Source organism: Pseudomonas sp. CNPSo 3701 (assembly GCF_028674975.1).
In the GTDB taxonomy this organism is placed as follows: domain Bacteria; phylum Pseudomonadota; class Gammaproteobacteria; order Pseudomonadales; family Pseudomonadaceae; genus Aquipseudomonas; species Aquipseudomonas straminea.
Window position 1 is genome coordinate 66628 of record NZ_JAQZSI010000008.1, and the last position, 16301, is coordinate 82928.

13 protein-coding genes are annotated in these 16301 nt (G+C 64.8%); 5 read left to right on the top strand and 8 right to left on the bottom strand.

All coding sequences use genetic code 11. The features are described from left to right. Positions 1-25: 25 nt before the first annotated feature. The gene (gene ompR / locus PVA39_RS20380; protein WP_013793112.1) at positions 26-763 is read right to left on the bottom strand and encodes an osmolarity response regulator transcription factor OmpR; all 738 of its coding nucleotides are present in this window, start codon (positions 761-763) and stop codon (positions 26-28) included. A gap of 267 nt (positions 764-1030) precedes the next feature. On the opposite strand from ompR, the gene PVA39_RS20385 reads away from it, so the two are divergent. The 5 genes from PVA39_RS20385 to PVA39_RS20405 all read left to right on the top strand — a co-directional run bounded on the left by PVA39_RS20385 (position 1031) and on the right by PVA39_RS20405 (position 6652). Then, positions 1031-3358, top strand: a complete 2328-nt coding sequence (locus tag PVA39_RS20385) for a Tex family protein (RefSeq protein WP_274125810.1) — start codon at positions 1031-1033, stop codon at positions 3356-3358. A gap of 3 nt (positions 3359-3361) precedes the next feature. Beyond that, complete coding sequence (locus PVA39_RS20390; RefSeq protein WP_093507122.1) at positions 3362-3751, top strand: PaaI family thioesterase; 390 nt, start codon at positions 3362-3364, stop codon at positions 3749-3751. A 367-nt stretch (positions 3752-4118) separates the two neighbouring features. Further along, a complete protein-coding gene (gene gshA / locus PVA39_RS20395; protein ID WP_274125591.1) occupies positions 4119-5699 on the top strand; it encodes a glutamate--cysteine ligase in 1581 nt (526 codons plus the stop codon). Positions 5700-5826: 127 nt separating this feature from the next. Beyond that, a complete protein-coding gene (gene rmf / locus PVA39_RS20400) occupies positions 5827-6051 on the top strand; it encodes a ribosome modulation factor (protein WP_274125592.1) in 225 nt (74 codons plus the stop codon). Positions 6052-6193: 142 nt separating this feature from the next. After that, complete coding sequence (locus PVA39_RS20405; RefSeq protein ID WP_274125811.1) at positions 6194-6652, top strand: MarR family winged helix-turn-helix transcriptional regulator; 459 nt, start codon at positions 6194-6196, stop codon at positions 6650-6652. Between the two features lie 123 nt (positions 6653-6775). Here PVA39_RS20405 and PVA39_RS20410 read toward each other — a convergent pair whose 3' ends face one another. The 7 genes from PVA39_RS20410 to mhpT all read right to left on the bottom strand — a co-directional run bounded on the left by PVA39_RS20410 (position 6776) and on the right by mhpT (position 16287). After that, positions 6776-8515: an acyl-CoA dehydrogenase family protein gene (locus tag PVA39_RS20410; protein WP_274125593.1), complete on the bottom strand. Its 1740-nt coding sequence runs from the start codon at positions 8513-8515 to the stop codon at positions 6776-6778. Positions 8516-8539: 24 nt separating this feature from the next. After that, on the bottom strand, positions 8540-9778 hold the full coding sequence (locus PVA39_RS20415) for a thiolase family protein (RefSeq protein WP_274125594.1): 1239 nt from the start codon (positions 9776-9778) through the stop codon (positions 8540-8542). Further along, positions 9775-11631 (bottom strand): feruloyl-CoA synthase, encoded by a 1857-nt coding sequence (locus tag PVA39_RS20420; RefSeq protein ID WP_274125595.1) that lies wholly within the window; start codon positions 11629-11631, stop codon positions 9775-9777. Before PVA39_RS20420 ends, PVA39_RS20415 begins: the two co-directional genes overlap by 4 nt. 114 nt (positions 11632-11745) lie before the next feature. Then, on the bottom strand, positions 11746-13194 hold the full coding sequence (locus PVA39_RS20425) for an aldehyde dehydrogenase (RefSeq protein ID WP_274125596.1): 1449 nt from the start codon (positions 13192-13194) through the stop codon (positions 11746-11748). 77 nt (positions 13195-13271) lie between these two features. Continuing rightward, positions 13272-14102 carry a p-hydroxycinnamoyl CoA hydratase/lyase gene (locus PVA39_RS20430; RefSeq protein WP_274125597.1) on the bottom strand — a complete coding sequence of 277 codons (831 nt, stop codon included), beginning with the start codon at positions 14100-14102 and terminating at the stop codon, positions 13272-13274. 415 nt (positions 14103-14517) lie between these two features. Continuing rightward, complete coding sequence (locus tag PVA39_RS20435) at positions 14518-15057, bottom strand: DUF3237 domain-containing protein (RefSeq protein ID WP_274125598.1); 540 nt, start codon at positions 15055-15057, stop codon at positions 14518-14520. A gap of 12 nt (positions 15058-15069) precedes the next feature. Continuing rightward, on the bottom strand, positions 15070-16287 hold the full coding sequence (mhpT, locus tag PVA39_RS20440) for a 3-(3-hydroxy-phenyl)propionate transporter MhpT (protein WP_274125599.1): 1218 nt from the start codon (positions 16285-16287) through the stop codon (positions 15070-15072). Between the last annotated feature and the right edge of the window lie 14 nt (positions 16288-16301).

The window sequence follows — 16301 nt, forward strand, 5'->3', positions numbered from 1 at the left end:
AGCCCTCATGCGCTTCATAACGGTTTTATTTGTTGCCATCCGGCACGAACACATAGCCAACGCCCCAGACTGTCTGGATATAGCGTGGCTTGGACGGGTCCGGCTCGATCAGCCGACGCAGGCGGGAAATCTGTACGTCGATGGAACGCTCCAGGGCATCCCACTCACGGCCACGAGCCAGGTTCATAAGCTTGTCGCGGGTCAGCGGCTCGCGGGCGTGCTGCACCAGCGCCTTGAGCACGGCGAATTCGCCGGTGGTGAGCATATGCACCTCATCGCCCTTCTTCAGCTCGCGAGTGGCCAGGGACAACTCGTAATCACCGAAGGTGACAGTCTCGTCCTCGCTGCCCGGCGCGCCCGGTACCACCGGCGCCTGGCGGCGCAGCACGGCCTTGATGCGCGCCAGCAGTTCGCGCGGGTTGAAGGGTTTGGCCAGGTAATCGTCGGCACCGATTTCCAGACCCTGGATGCGACTGCCCTCGTCACCTTTGGCGGTGAGCATGATGATCGGCACCTGATTGTTCGAGGCGCGCAGACGGCGGCAGGCACTCATGCCGTCTTCACCAGGCAGCATCAGGTCGAGCACCACCAAGTTGAACAGCTCGCGCGACAGCAGGCGGTCCATCTGCTCGACGTTTTCAACGGCGCGAACGCGATAGCCCTGTTCATCGAAAAAGCGCTCGAGCAAACGACGCAGGCGGGCGTCGTCATCGACAATCAGAATCTTCTCGCCTTCGACCGGTTGTACTGCAGTGCTGCTCATAGAGGCTCCTTGACCGAGAGTCCGCGGCGCGATGCGCCCGGCTGAACGGCGGCATTATGGCTCAGAGGCCGTATAGACCACGTATTGTCCATTGTTAGCAGATTTTTCGCTGGCGTTGGCGCACTTCGCCCGGATTCGCGGTCTGACGGGCGCCAGCGGCAGGTGGCCTGAGCGCAGCGTTGCGTGGCTATAATGCGCCGCTTTATCGTCCGGCCATCCTGAGCGAGGCCGGTTCTTCATCGTTTCCGAGTCAGGTTCATGTCTTCTATGCTCAGCATCAACAACCGTATCGCCGAAGAACTGGGCGTGCGCCCGCAACAGGTCGCCGCCGCCGTACAGCTGCTGGATGAAGGCTCCACCGTGCCGTTCATCGCCCGCTACCGCAAGGAAGTCACCGGCAGCCTCGACGATACCCAGCTGCGCAACCTGGAAGAGCGCCTGCGATACCTGCGCGAGCTCGACGATCGCCGCGCCAGCATCCTGGCCAGCATCGAGGAACAGGGTAAGTTGACTCCTGAGCTGACCCGCGAAATCAACCTCGCCGACACCAAGACGCGCCTCGAAGACCTCTACCTGCCCTACAAGCAGAAGCGTCGCACCAAGGGCCAGATCGCACTGGAAGCCGGCCTCGGCGAACTGGCCGACGCGCTGTTCAATGATCCGAGCCTGACGCCGGAAACCGAAGCGGCACGCTTCATCGATGCCGAGAAAGGCTTCGCCGACACCAAGGCGGTGCTCGAAGGCGCCAAGTACATCCTCATGGAGCGCTTCGCCGAGGACGCCAGCCTGCTCAGTAGCCTGCGCGGTTTCCTCAAGGACAACGCCACCTTGAGCGCCCGCGTTATAGCCGGCAAGGAAGAGGAAGGTGCCAAGTTCCGCGACTACTTCGAACATGACGAGAAGCTCAAGGGCGCTCCGTCGCACCGTGCCCTGGCGATCTTCCGCGGTCGCAACGAGGGCATCCTCAACGCCAGCCTCAAGGTCGGCGAAGAGCTGCCAGGCACCCTGCACCCGTGCGAAGGCATGATCGCCGAGCGTTTCGGTATTTCCAATAAGGGCCGCGCCGCCGACAAGTGGCTGGGCGAAGTGGTGCGCTGGACCTGGAAGGTCAAGCTCTACACCCACCTGGAAACCGACTTGCTCGGCGAGCTGCGTGAAGGCGCCGAGGACGAGGCGATCAGCGTCTTCGCCCGCAACTTGCACGACCTGCTGCTGGCCGCCCCCGCAGGCCCGCGCGCAACCCTGGGCCTCGACCCGGGCCTGCGCACCGGGTGCAAGGTGGCGGTGGTCGATGCCACCGGCAAGCTGCTCGACACCGCCACCGTCTACCCGCACGCACCGCGCAATGACTGGGACGGCACCCTCAACGTGCTGGCCAAGCTGTGCGCCAAGCATGGCGTCGACCTGATCGCCATCGGCAACGGCACCGCCAGCCGCGAGACTGACAAGCTGGCCATCGAGCTGATCAAGAAATACCCGGGCCTGAAGATGACCAAGATCATGGTCAGCGAAGCCGGCGCTTCGGTGTACTCGGCCTCGGAGCTGGCGGCTAAGGAGTTTCCGGATCTGGACGTATCGCTGCGTGGCGCCGTATCCATCGCCCGTCGCCTGCAGGACCCGCTGGCCGAGCTGGTGAAGATCGACCCGAAATCCATCGGTGTCGGCCAGTACCAGCACGATGTGTCCCAGCTGAAGCTGGCGCGCAGCCTGGACGCCGTGGTGGAAGACTGCGTGAACGCCGTGGGCGTGGACGTCAACACCGCCTCCAGCGCCCTGCTGGCGCGTATTTCCGGCCTCAACGCAACCCTGGCGCAGAACATCGTCGCCCACCGCGATGCTCACGGCGCCTTCAAGACCCGCGACGCCCTAAAGAAAGTACCGCGCCTGGGCGACAAGACCTTCGAACAGGCCGCCGGTTTCCTGCGCGTGATGAATGGCGACAACCCGCTGGACGCCTCCGCTGTGCACCCGGAAACCTACCCGTTGGTACAGCGCATCGCCGCCGACACTGGTCGCGACATCCGTTCGTTGATCGGCGATGCGGGCTTCCTCAAGCGACTGGATCCGAAGAAGTTCACCGACGAGACCTTCGGCCAGGTGACCGTCAGCGACATTCTCAGCGAGCTGGAAAAACCCGGTCGCGACCCGCGTCCCGAGTTCAAGACCGCCGAGTTCCAGGAAGGTGTAGAAACGCTGAAAGACCTCGAACTGGGGATGATCCTCGAAGGCGTGGTCACCAACGTGACCAACTTCGGCGCCTTCGTCGACATCGGTGTACACCAGGACGGCCTGGTGCACATCTCGGCGCTGTCCGAGAAATTCATCAAGGACCCGCACGAGGCGGTCAAGGCCGGCGACGTGGTCAAGGTCAAGGTCATGGAAGTGGACATCCCGCGCAACCGCATCGCCCTGTCGATGCGCATGAGCGACACCCCCGGCGAGAAAGTCGATGGTCCCCGTGGCGGCGGTCGTCAGGGTGGTGGCAAAGGTGGCCAGGCGCCGCGCAGCGAGCGCCACTCCAGCCAGGAAAAACCGGCTCCGGCCAATGCCGCCATGGCCGCGCTGTTCGCCAACGCCAAGCAGCTGAGGAAGTAAGCGATGAGTGAATCCGCGGATGAAATCGGCAAGAGCAGCGCCTTCGGGCGCCTGCTGGGCCTGCAAATCGTCAAGGCCGAAGCCGGTGAGGCGATCATCGCCCTGAGCATGCATGACGGCCTGCGCAACCTGCACGGCAAGCTGCACGGCGGCGCGCTGTTCTCGCTGATCGACACCGCCATGGGCCAGGCCAGCCACAGCCTGACCGATGGCGAACCGAGCAGCGTGACCCTGGAGTGCAAGGTCAACTACATCCGCGGCGTTACCGAAGGCGACCTGAGCTGCCGCGCCTGGGTCATCCACGCCGGCCGCCGCACCCAGGTGATCGAAGCCGAAGTGCACCAGCATGACAAGCTGGTGGCCAAGGCCCAGGCCACCTTCGCCTGCCTCTGAGAACCTGTTCGTGATCTTTAATTTTGGCAGCGAAGGGGCGGGAGCGAACATAGATCGCTGCTGCTTTTGTAGGAGTGGCTTTAGCCGCGAGCTCTTTGTCGGCCCTGATAAAAAGCTCGGGGCTGAAGCCCCTCCTACGATATCGCTGGATGTCCGCTTCTGCCTAGTAGCTGCCGCTTCATGCCCATGGAGATCGTGAACGGACGCTAAGGCCCACGTCACACGCAGCCGAGCCCCAAAAGCCGCCTGCGTGTGTCGCTAAAACGTATATCCCTTTCGCCAGACGACCAACGTCAGCAATTCGCCCCTTGTAGAGTCCAGCGTCCACCCCCATATTGGGGCGACCGCTGCGTGAAGGAATGCAATCTTGAGCGACCTGTTCTCCCGCCGTCTGGCTCTGCTCGGCGAGCACGCCAACCTGTCCCTGCTCTCCCAGTGCCTACATGGCATCGAGCGTGAATGCCTGCGCGTCGATGAAAGCGGCCAGCTGGCGCTGAGCGGTCACCCCGCCGCGCTGGGCTCGGCGCTGACCAATGGGCAGATCACCACGGATTATTCCGAGTCGCTGCTCGAGTTCATCACCGGTACCGCGGCAGACCCAGGCGAGACTCTGGCCGAGCTCGAGCGCATCCACCGCTTCGTGTATAGCAAGCTCGACGGTGAGTACCTGTGGAGCCCCTCTATGCCCGGCCCGCTACCGGATGAGCAGACCATTCCAATCGCTCGGTACGGCAGCTCGCATATCGGCCAGCTTAAGTACGTGTATCGCAAGGGCCTGGCCCTGCGTTACGGCAAGACCATGCAGTGCATCGCCGGCATCCACTACAACTTCTCCCTGCCCGAGCAGCTGTGGGCCGTATTGCAGCAAGCCGAGGGTGACGGGCGCAGCGCGCGTGACTACCAGTCCTCGCGTTACATTGCGTTGATCCGCAACTTCCGCCGTTACAGCTGGCTGCTCATGTACCTGTTCGGCGCCTCGCCGGCGCTGGACAAGAACTTCATGCGCGGCCGCCCGCACCAGCTCCAGGAGCTGGACGCCGACACCCTTTATCTGCCCTATGCCACCAGCCTGCGCATGAGCGATCTGGGTTACCAGAGCGAAGCCCAGGCCGGCCTTACGCCCTGCTACAACGACCTGGCGAGCTACACCGACAGCCTGCGCCAGGCCGTCGGCACGCCGTACCCGCCATACGTGAATATCGGCACCAAGAAGGACGGCGAGTGGCTGCAGCTCAATACCAACGTGCTGCAGATCGAAAACGAGTACTACTCCAACATCCGCCCGAAACGTGTGACTTACAGCGGCGAGCGGCCGATCCAGGCACTGATGGCCCGTGGCGTGCAGTACGTCGAAGCGCGCTGCCTGGATATCAACCCGTTCCTGCCGATGGGCATCGATCTTGCCGAATCGCGCTTTCTCGACGCCTTCCTGCTCTACTGCGCCCTGCAGGACAGCCCGCAGCTGAGCAATGGCGAATGCGGCAGCTGCTCGGACAACTTCCTCAAGGTGGTCAAGGACGGGCGTCGCCCCGGCCTGCACCTGCAGCGCCACGGTGCGCCGGTAGTCCTGCAAAGCTGGGCCCACGAGCTGCTCGACGGTATCGAAGCGATCAGCGAGCTGCTCGATCGCAGCCAGGGAACGGACGCCCACGGCGCCGCTCTGCAGGCCCAGCGCGCGAAAATCGACGATGCCAGCCTGACGCCGTCGGCCCAGGTGCTGGCCGAACTGCAGCAAGGCGAAACCTTCGCCGCCTTTGCACTGCGCCAGAGCAAGCGTCATGCCGAGCATTTCCGTGGCCAGCCGCTGAGTGCCGAGCAACAGGCCGAGTTCGAGCAGGCCGCGCGCCAGTCTCTGCATGAACAGGCTGAACTGGAAGCCCACGAGGAAGGCGACTTCGACAGTTTTGCCGCCGCCTACCAGGCCAGCATTCTCGCCCTGGCGGTGTGAAGCAGGGCCTGGCCCGCGACGACTGCGTCACAAAAAAAACCAGCGGTCATAAATCCGTGACCGGTGGGCGGCTTCGGCCCGGCGGATTTGGCTAGCATGGATTGCAAGCACGCTTAGCGAACCGCCCATGAGCCAACACGACGACAAGCAGCACTGGAGCCTGGAAAGCCTGACCAAGGCCTACCAGCAGGGCTATATGGCCGGCCTGGCCGGCAACGCCTCGGACGGCCTGCCCTTTGCCGACAGCATCCCCGCAGCCGCCTGGGAAGCCGGCTGGGTCGACGGCGAAGGCCAGCGCCGGCTCAGTGCGGAGAAGCTCAACCGCTCCCCGCACACCAAAAAACGCGCCTGACCCCCCGCCTAAAAGCCCCGCTCAGGCTAAATCCACCTTGCGACCTTCCCGCACGCTACTGGCTAGTTGCTGCGCCAGCGTGCAGAATGCTTAATTCGCTTAACTGAAGAAGCCTCCCGTCATGAGCAACACTTCCAGCCAAATGGACATCTCGCCGCTGCCCCAGAGTGGAGGCGATGCATTGCCTGACAACTGGCTGGATACCCTGGTCGGCTACGCGCTGCGCCGCGCCCAGATGAAGGTCTTCCAGCACCTGGTCGGCAACCTGGCCGAGCATGACCTGCGCCCGGCACAGTTCACCGCCATGGTGATCATCGACAACGAGCCAGGCCTGATGCAGGCGGATCTGGCGCGCCAACTGGCCATCGAGCCGCCGCAACTGGTGCCGCTGCTTAACAAGCTGGAAAGCCGTGGCCTGGCCCAGCGCGTGCGCGGCGTGCAGGACAAACGCGCCTATGGCGTATTTCTCACCAAAGCCGGCATCGCCCTACTCGGCAAACTCAAGGCCATCGCTGTAGCCAGCGATGAAGCCGCTACCGCTGCCCTGGACGAGGATGAGCGTGCGCAGCTGCTGCGATTGCTGCATAAGGTCAACGGCTAAGGCGGCTTGGGATAAGCCGTTTGAAGGCAGAATCGGGCATCACTGATCCATTGTGGGAACGGCTGCCCCTACTATTGCTACCGTTCCTCTACACGCCACACACCGGCGGATCGAGAGCGGCCGTCAAGCCAGAAACGCCAGCGGTGCACGAGCCGCTTCGATCCTAGCGATGCGCAGATCGGTCTCCGGCAACAGGTAGGTGAAGAAGAACGCCGCGCTGTCGAGCTTTTCCTGATGCCAGGGATCTTCGGCGAGCAACGGCGTCGCCAGCCGTGCCGAACGCGCCCAGGCGAACGCCAGCAATGCCCAACCGAGCAGATGCAGAAAATCGCCGGCGATTCGGTACGGGTACTCGCTGTCGCTCTCGGCATTCGCGAAGATTCCTTTCACCAAACCCTGCACATTGGCGCACAACTTTTTCAACGGATCGGCATATTCGCCACCCGCCGCCACTTCCTGCTCGAACACCGCCAGCAACTCATCCAGAGCTGCGCCGCCATCGCCCAGCACCTTGCGCAATAACAGGTCGTTGGCCTGAATCTCGTTGCTGCCTTCGTAGATCATGGCGATACGGCTGTCGCGCAGGGTCTGCTCGATGGCGTGTTCCGCGGTGTAGCCATAGCCGCCGAACACCTGCAGCGCCTCGCTGGCCAGATGGAACCCCTGGTCGGTGAAGAATGCCTTGATCACAGGCGTCAGCAGCCCGGCCAGGCGTGCGGCGCGCTGGCGTTCGCTTTCAAGCGCGGCATGCTCGGCCTGATCGAGCAGGTGCGCCCCCCAGTAACCGATGGCGCGCAGTCCCTGGCTGACCGCGCGCAAGCGCAGCAGCGCCAGGCGCATGGCCGGGTGATAATGGATGGGGTCGGCAGGGGCAGCGGCAACGCCTTCCGGTCGGGCTGGCGCACGCATCTGCCGACGTTCGCGGGCGTAATCCGCCGCATTCTGCCAGGCCGCCTCGGCATGCCCGAGCCCCTGCAAACCAACATGCAAGCGCGCCGAGTTCATCATCACGAACAACGCGGCCAGACCGTGATTCGCCTCGCCAATCAACCAGCCTTGGGCGCCTTCGAAACTCAGCGAGCAGGTGGCGCTGCCCCTGATGCCCATCTTGTGCTCGATGCCGTCGCAGCGCACGGCATTGCGACTGCCGTCGTCCAGCCGCTTGGGCACCAGAAACAGGGAGATGCCGCGGGTGCCTGCCGGCGCATCCGGTAGGCGCGCCAGCACCAGATGCAGAATGTCGTCGGTCAGGTCGTGCTTGCCGCCGGAGATGAACAGCTTGCTGCCGGCAAGACGATAACTGCCGTCGTCCTGATGCTCGGTGCAACAACGCAGCAAACCGACGTCACTGCCGGCCTGAGGCTCGGTGAGACACATGGTCGGCAGGATTTCCCCGCTGACGATGGCCGGCAGATAGCGCTCCCTGAGCGCCTGCGGCGCATGTGCCTGCAAACAAAGGTAGGCGCCGTGGGCGATGCCGGTGTACATCGAGAAGGCATGGTTACTGGCATAGAGCATTTCCTGCAGCGCTGCGTCCAGCACCTGTGGTAAGCCCTGGCCGCCGTGCTCGGGCGCACAGGCCAGAGCCGGCCAGCCGCCCTCCACATAGGTGCGATAGGCGGCGGCGAAACCGTATGGCGTGCGGACCTCGCCGGCCTGCCAGCGACAACCCTGGCGATCCCCGCTGGCATTGAGCGGCGCCAGCACGCCGGAACTGAAGCGCGCGGCCTCCTCCAGCACCTGCAACGCCAGCGGCAGGTCGACCTCGGTGAATGCCGGCGACTCAGCCCAGCTAGCCGGCGCCTGCAGCCAGTGTTCGAGCACGAAACGCATGTCGCGCAGCGGCGCCTGGTACTGCCACATGGTCAACCTCCCTGTAGAACGGCCTCAGGCCTGGTAGCCCGGGTTCTCGATCAGCAGCGCCATGCCCTGCCCGCCACCGATGCAGGCCGCAGCAATGCCGTAACGCAGATTGGCTTCACGCAACTGTCGCGCCAGGGTCATCACCAGGCGCAGGCCGGTAGCCGCCAGCGGATGGCCGAGTGCGATGGAGCCGCCGCGCTGATTCACGCGCGCAGAGTCCAGCTCCAGTGCTTGACTGACCGCCAGCACCTGGGCGCCCTGGGCCTCGTTGATTTCCAGCAGACCGATGTCGTCCAGCCCCAGGCCGCTGCGCTGCAGCAGCAGCTCGATGGCTGGCGCCGGGCCGATGCCCATGATCTCCGGCGCCACGCCAACCACGCTGGAGGCACGCAACAGCGCCAGAGGTGGTTTCGAGCAGTCGGAGACGCGACCGACCAAAGCCGCCGCCGCACCATCGACCACCGCGCAGCTGTTGCCGGCGGTCTGCACGCCGCCAGGGTGAATGGCGCTCAACCGCGCCAGCGCCTCGGCATCGGTGGGTCGCGGGTGGGTATCCTGCGTCACCTCGGCAACTCGCCTGGGCAGCTCGATGCCGCGGGCCTGATAACCGTCCAGCTCGAAACGTTCATTGCCGACAGCGACGATCTCCTCGGCCAGCCAGCCGCTATCGCGGGCCAGCAGTGCGCGTTGATGACTGCTCAGGGCGTAGGCGTCCACCTGCTCGCGGCTGATCCCGTATTCACGGGCCAGGCGCTCGGCGGTGGCGATCATGTCCACGCCCGGTGCTGGGTCGAGCAGGGCTTCCCAGAGAAAATCCCTGAAGCCGACCGGCGCGCCGAGACGAAAGCCGCCGCGGTGTTCATAGCTGGCAATCGGGTTGCGCGACATCGACTCGCTGCCAACGCATAGCGCCAGCTGCCCGCCACACTGCAAGTGCATGGCGCCCTGGCGCAGCAACTCCAGACCTGTGCCGCAGATGCGCTGCACCGCCAGCGCCGGCACCTGCTGTGGCACGCCGCTGTATAGGCCGATATGCCGCGGCAGCAGGTAGGCGTCGAAACTGGCCTGGGCCATGGAGCCGGCGAACACGCCGTCCACCGCCGCCGGGTCAAGGGCGGCGCGGGCCAGCACGGCGCGGCCGACCTTGATGCCCAGGTCGATGGGCGACACCTGGGCCAGCGGCCCGTTCAGATCACTCCAGGGCGTGCGCAGCGCCTCGATGATGGCCACATCCTCGAATGCACTGAACTGGCCGCTGTTCACGGTCGCGACTCGGCACGCAGGATCGACTCGTCACGACCGCGGTACAGCGCTTCGACCTGCTCGGCGCGCCACTGCAGCACGGCACGCTGGTTGATCGAGCCCTTGTCGGTGATCTCGCCGCGATCGATGGACGGCGCCTGGCTCATCAGAGCGATCCATTCCAGCCGCGTGGCATTGCCGGTGGCCTCGCGGTTGAGGCGCTGCAGCCAATCGGCGAACCAGCCACGAACCGCGGCGCTGGCCAGCACCTCGGCGTCGCTGGCGTCCGCCGCCAGGCCAGCCAGTTGCCGGCATTCATAGAAGCGCGGGAACACCAGCAAGCCCAGGCATTCGCGGTCCGGCGCAGCGACCACCACGTCCTGCACGTAGGGCGAGCCTTCCAGCACGGCGCGGTTACGCAGCGGGCCGACGCTGACGAACACCCCGGACGACAGCTTGAAGTCTTCGGCGATGCGCCCGTCGAACATCAGGCCCAGTTGCGGATTGCTGGCATCGGCCAGCTTGAGCGCATCACCGGAGCAGTAGAAACCCGCCTCGTCGAACACCTCGGCGGTCTGCTGCTCGGCACGCCAGTAGCCCGGCATGATGTGCGGCCCGCGAAAGCGCCCTTCCAGCTTGCCGTCGACCGGCACCAGGCGCACCTCGCAACCCGGTGCCGGCAGGCCGACATAACCGGCCATCGACAGCGGCCCGGTGGTGAAGGTGCACGACGGCGACGCCTCGGTCATGCCCAGGCCGGCCATCATGCGAATGCGCTCGCCGCAATGCTGCTCGGCGATGCGGTCGAGGCGATCCCAGATGCTCTGGGACAGCCCGGCGGCGGCGAAGAAGAACAGCTTGATGCGTGCGAAAAATCGCTCACGCAGCGCCGCGTCCTGCTCCAGAGCGTTGACAAGCTCTTCCCAGCCCTTGGGCACAGTCAGGTAGGCGGTCGGGGAAATCTCGCCCAGGTTGCGCAGGGTTTGCGCCATGCCCTGGGGCGTCGGCTTGCCGTCATCGAGATAGAAGGTGCCGCCGTTGTAAAGCACGATGCCCAGGTTGTGGCTGCCGCCAAAGGTGTGGTTCCAAGGCAGCCAGTCGACCAGCACCGGCGGCTCTTCCCCGAACACCGGGAAGGTCTGCAGCAGCATCTGCTGGTTGGCGCAAAGCATGCGCTGAGTGGTGACCACCGCCTTGGGCAGCTTGGTCGAGCCGGAGGTGAACAGGAACTTGGCGATGGTATCCGGACCGGTGGAGGCGAAGGCGGCTTCGGCCTCGGCGCCACCTGGCTGGGCCAGGAGGCTGGCGAAATCGATGATACGCCGCCCTGCCACATCGCCCCTCACGGTGACTACTGGCACATCAGCGGGCAGCACGGCGTCGATGGCGCGCTGGAATGGCGCAGCATTGTCGACGAACACCAGGCCCGGCCGCAGCAGGTCGCAAACATGGCGCAGCTTGGCGTGATCCTGGGACATCAGCGAATAGGCTGGCGACACCGGGCAGTACGGGATGCCCGCGTACATGGCGCCAAGGGCGATCTGCAGGTGCTGCAGGCCATTACCGGAAAGAATCGCCAGGGGGCGCTCGGCGCTCAGCCCGAAGCCGAGCAGACACTGGGCGATGGCGCGCACCGCGTCGAGCATCTGTGCATAACTGGTGTGCTGCCACTCGCCACTCTCGCCGCGCACGGCCAGAAAGGTCTGCTCGCCACGCACCTCAGCCCAGTGCACCAGTCGATCGAGCAAACGCGGTGGCAAGGGCGCCAGCGGTTCCAGCGAGCGCATGTGCAACACACCCTGACGCTCGCTGACCTCAACGGCCGAACGGCCGATGGACACCTGGCGATAACGCGGTCCGGAATTGGCGTTCACTTCGTTTCTCCACGCGGGCGACTGAATCGCCCCTGTTGTTCTTGTCGTCACGCAGCACCGCACCGCCTCGCTAGAGAGGCAGCCGGTACACGCAGGAATGTCGCAAACGCTGGGCTAGATCGGGTAATGCCGCGGGCCGTTCTGCAGGGTCACCCAGCGCAACTGGGTGAACTGTTCGATGGCCGACTTGCCGCCGAAACTGCCGTAGCCACTGGCCTTGACGCCGCCGAAGGGCATCTGCGCCTCGTCGTGCACGGTCGGCCCGTTGATATGGCAGATGCCCGACTCGACGCGCTGCGCCAACGCCAGCGCGCGGGTGGTATCGCGACTGAAGATCGCCGACGACAGGCCGAACTCGGAGTCGTTGGCCAGGCGCAGCAACTCTTCGTCGCCACTGCCGCGCAGCACCACGGCAACCGGCCCGAAGGACTCCTCGGCATACAGGCGCATCGCCGGGGTGACGTGGTCGAGCAGCGTCGCCTGCATGATGCTGCCCTCGACCTGGCCGCCAGCGATCAACTTCGCGCCCTTGCCAACGGCATCGTCGACCAGCGCCTTGATGCGCTCGCCTGCCGAGGTGTCGACCAGCGAGCCGAGCACCGAAGCGCTGTCGGCCGGGTCACCGGCACGCAGGGTAGCGATCTTCGCTGCCAGTTTGGCGACGAAGGTGTCGGCCACTTTGCTATCGACCACCAGGCGCTCGGTGGACATGCAGATCTGCCCCTGGTTGAAATAGGCGCCGAACGCCGCGGCTTCGACGGCGGCGTCCAGGTCGGCATCATCGAGTACCAAGAACGGAGCCTTGCCGCCCAGCTCCAGGAGCGCCGGCTTGAGGTGACGGGCCGACAGCTCGCCAACGATGCGCCCGACCTTGGTCGAGCCGGTGAAGTTGACCCGCCGCACCGCCGGGTTGGCGATCAGCCGCTCGACGAGCGCCGCTGCGTCAGCCGGCGCGTTGCTGATCACGTTGACCACGCCGTCACCCAGGCCGGCATCCTGCAGCACCTGGCCGATCAGCCGGTGCACCGCCGGGCTCAGCTCGGACGCCTTGAGCACCACGGTGTTGCCGCAGGCCAGCGGCATGGCGATGGCGCGAGTGGCGAGAATCACTGGGGCGTTCCACGGCGCGATACCCAGCACCACACCGCAGGGTTGGCGCAGCGCCATGGCGAAACTGCCGGGCACGTCGGAAGGAATCACCTCACCGTTGATCTGGGTGGTCAGCGACGCCGCCTCACGCAGCATGTTGCTGGCTAGGTGCACGTTGAAGCCGTACCAGTTGGCCATGGCCCCGGTTTCCCCGGCGGCGGCGATGAACTCGCTGGCGCGTGCCTGCATCTGCTCAGCCGCCTTGAGCAGGCGCGTGCGACGCTCGTTGGGCGCCAGCGCCGCCCAGGCGGGAAATGCGGCCTGGGCGGCGGCCACCGCAGCGTCGGCATCTTCAAGGGTGGCGGCGGCGACGCGCGATACCACCTCGCCGGTTACCGGGTTACGACGTTCGAAGGTGCGCTCGTCGCGGGAGGGGCACGAGCGGCCGCCGATCAGCAGGGGCACGTCCAGCATGGTGATTCCTCATTGTTGTCGTTGTCGGAAACGCTCGCGACGCGATGGCGGACGCCGCGTAATACAAGGCTAGGCGATCAGCGCTTGTAGGCCTGCAGACCGGGCTTGATGGTCTTGTCGTCGAGGAACTGCTTCATACCCTGCTCGCGGCCGCCTTCTTCGTCCAGCAAACGCGACTGGTCGAGCTTGGCGTACAGGTAATCCTCGTTCTGCTCCCAGGTCAGCTCGCGGCAACGCTTGAAGCCGTGCTTGGCGGCACGCAGCACCACCGGATTTTTTTCCAGCAGGTTGCGCGCCAGTTCCAGGGTGGTGTCGCGCAGCTGGGCCAGCGGCACGCTTTCGTTGACCAGGCCCATCTCGGCGGCCTTCTTACCGTCGAAGGTCTTGCCGGTCATGATGTAGTACAGCGACTGGCGATGGCCCACGGTGTCGGCCATAGCCTTGCTGACCAGGTTGCCCGGCGGGATGCCCCAGTTGATTTCCGAGAGACCGAAGGTCGCCTCGTCGGCGCAGATCGCCAGGTCACAGGCCACCAGCGGGCTAAAACCGCCACCGAAGCACCAGCCGTTGACCATGGCGATGGTCGGCTTGGCGTACATGCGCAGCAGTTTCCACTGCCACTGCGAGGCTTCGCGGCGAATCTTCTCCTGAAGAATCTCCGGGCCGGCGTCCACTTCGCGGAAGTATTCCTTGAGGTCCATGCCTGCGGTCCAGGACTCGCCAGCACCGGTCAGCACCAGTACGCGGGCCTCGGCGTCCTGCTCCAGCACCTCGAGGACCTCGACCATCTCGCGGTTGAGGGTCGGGCTCATTGCGTTGCGTTTTTCCGGACGGTTGAGGGTGACCCAGGCGATGCCTTCTTCGACATCGACCTTGACGGTTTGCCAGCGGCCTTCGTACTTGCTCATGGGGAATGCTCTTGTTTTGGTTGTCGATGAACAGAAGCTAATCCTGAAAAATAGTTATGTCAATTAACTATTAATCAAAATCACCATCTATGCCGAATTCGGACACTCACCTTCCAAAGCCGCCTGTTCACACGTCCGAATAACCTCGAATCGGTCACATTGGTGCTTCGCTATAGCCAAAGGCTTACACGACGGCGCGCCGGTTCGCTCTGGTGACACCCCGGCCCGCGCCGTAATCTATGTCCATACCTGCAGCACAGGACGTGCTCAGGGTCATGGATGACGTGACCATAGCTAGGATGGCAGCCGACAGGATGTTGGCATTGGTCAGTAAAAGCCCGCTTCGGCGGGTTTTTTATTGCCTGTGGAAAAGTGCGGCGGCTAGTGCGGCGGCGCAAGGCCGCCGCAGCGCCGGTCATTTCACAATGAAGCTGTCGTAAATCACCGTCTTCTGCAGGCGCATCGCACCGCCCACACCGACCATGCCATTTAGCCAGCTGTAGCGCGGGTCGCTGGTCTCGAACTGCATGGTGATGCGGAAGTAATACTGCGACGGGTCCACTGGCTCTCCCGCTGCCACCTTGCGCAGTACCTCGGCCGGGCCGTGGCGAAAGCCCTTGGTCTGCAAGTAGACCAGGGCGCCGTCATCGGTCTGCAGCAGATAGCGGGTGTCGATGATTGCCAGGCCGTTGCTGTCGACCAGCTGCCAGTCGGCGCCATTGTTGAGAATCTTGCCCTTGAAGCCAGGGCCCTCGAAGCGCCCGCTGGTGATCGGAATGATCCGCCGCTGGCCTTGCGGGCCAACGGCACCGAGCTCCCAGACCGGCGCTTCGAGGTTCACGGTGAAGCGCGCCAGGGGTTCGAGCTTGAGCGGCGGCGGCGTGCTCACATCGGCATTGCCCAGGCTGCTTGCCAGGCATAGCAACAGGCCAATCAATTGCGTCAGTCTGCTCATCGGTCAGCGCCTTCAGTGCGATGTCGTCGATGCGCCTGGCGCTTCGGCAGCGCGCCGCCGACTCATGCCGAGCACCACCAGGGCAGCGATCACCAATCCAGGAGAGGCTGCCAGCAGCACACCGGTGGTGCCGGCGCCCGCGGCGAGAATCTGCCCGGCAGCCAATGGGCCGGAGACCGAGCCCAGGCGCCCCACCGCCACCGCAGCACCAACGCCAGTTGCACGCACCGAAGTCGGATAGGCCGGCGGCGCCAGTGCGTAGAGCACCAGTTGCGCGGCGATGATGAACAAGCCAGCCGCGAACCCGGCAATCGCCATGGCCAGCATGCCCGACGCCAGGCCCAAACCAGCCAGTGACGCCAGCACGCCGCCATAGGCGAATAGCACCACGCCGGTACGACCACGACGATCCAGCAGCACGCCGCCGAGCAGCGAGCCGATGGCGCCGCCGATGTTGAACAGCATCTGGATGGTGCCGGCCTGGGGCTTGCTGAAGCCCTGCGCGAGCAGCAGCGACGGCAGCCAGTTGAGCAGCATGTACATCACCGTCAGGGTGAAGAAGTAGCTGACCCACAGCGCCAGCGTGGCACCGGCACGGCCCTCGCCGAACAGCGCCTGCACGGTAGATTCGCGCGCTGGCGCAACGCCCTGATGCTGCGCACGGAAGTCCCGCGACTCGGGCAGCGCGAACACCAGCAGCGGAGCGATCAGCAGTGGCGCCACACCGCCGACGATGAATACCGTCTGCCAGCTTTCACCACCGAGCATGCCCACCACTGCCGCGATGGCGCCGCCCAGCGGCACGCCGCAGTACATGATGCTGATGGCCGTGCCGCGGCGACGCTCTTCCACTGCTTCGGCGCACAGAGCGATCAGGTTCGGCAAGGCAGCACCCAAGCCCAGGCCGGTCATCAGGCGCGCCAGCAGCAGGCCGTTGACGCTGCTGACAAAGGCCGTCCACAAGGAAAAGATGCCGAACAGGATGACCGCGCCGATCAGCACGCGCTTGCGGCCGATGCGGTCGGCCAGCCAGCCGCCAAAGAACGCCCCGGGAAGCAGGCCGATGATGCTGGCGCTGAACATCCAGCCCATCATTTTCTGATCCAGTTCGAACGCCTGGCGAATGCCCGCAGCGGCGATGCCCGCCGATTGCAGGTCCAGCCCTTCGATGAGCGCGACGATAAAACACAGCGTGACGGTCAGCGTCGAACGACGCGATGACGTATCCATGGGTAACCCTCGAT

What these genes read in the sequence shown, in the direction of transcription:
- ompR (WP_013793112.1), bottom strand. Translation starts at nt 763, where the DNA reads ATGAGCAGCACTGCAGTACAACCGGTCGAAGGCGAGAAGATTCTGATT.
- PVA39_RS20385 (WP_274125810.1), top strand. Translation starts at nt 1,031, where the DNA reads ATGCTCAGCATCAACAACCGTATCGCCGAAGAACTGGGCGTGCGCCCG.
- PVA39_RS20390 (WP_093507122.1), top strand. Translation starts at nt 3,362, where the DNA reads ATGAGTGAATCCGCGGATGAAATCGGCAAGAGCAGCGCCTTCGGGCGC.
- rmf (WP_274125592.1), top strand. Translation starts at nt 5,827, where the DNA reads ATGAGCCAACACGACGACAAGCAGCACTGGAGCCTGGAAAGCCTGACC.
- PVA39_RS20405 (WP_274125811.1), top strand. Translation starts at nt 6,194, where the DNA reads ATGGACATCTCGCCGCTGCCCCAGAGTGGAGGCGATGCATTGCCTGAC.
- PVA39_RS20410 (WP_274125593.1), bottom strand. Translation starts at nt 8,515, where the DNA reads ATGTGGCAGTACCAGGCGCCGCTGCGCGACATGCGTTTCGTGCTCGAA.
- PVA39_RS20425 (WP_274125596.1), bottom strand. Translation starts at nt 13,194, where the DNA reads ATGCTGGACGTGCCCCTGCTGATCGGCGGCCGCTCGTGCCCCTCCCGC.
- PVA39_RS20430 (WP_274125597.1), bottom strand. Translation starts at nt 14,102, where the DNA reads ATGAGCAAGTACGAAGGCCGCTGGCAAACCGTCAAGGTCGATGTCGAA.
- PVA39_RS20435 (WP_274125598.1), bottom strand. Translation starts at nt 15,057, where the DNA reads ATGAGCAGACTGACGCAATTGATTGGCCTGTTGCTATGCCTGGCAAGC.
- mhpT (WP_274125599.1), bottom strand. Translation starts at nt 16,287, where the DNA reads ATGGATACGTCATCGCGTCGTTCGACGCTGACCGTCACGCTGTGTTTT.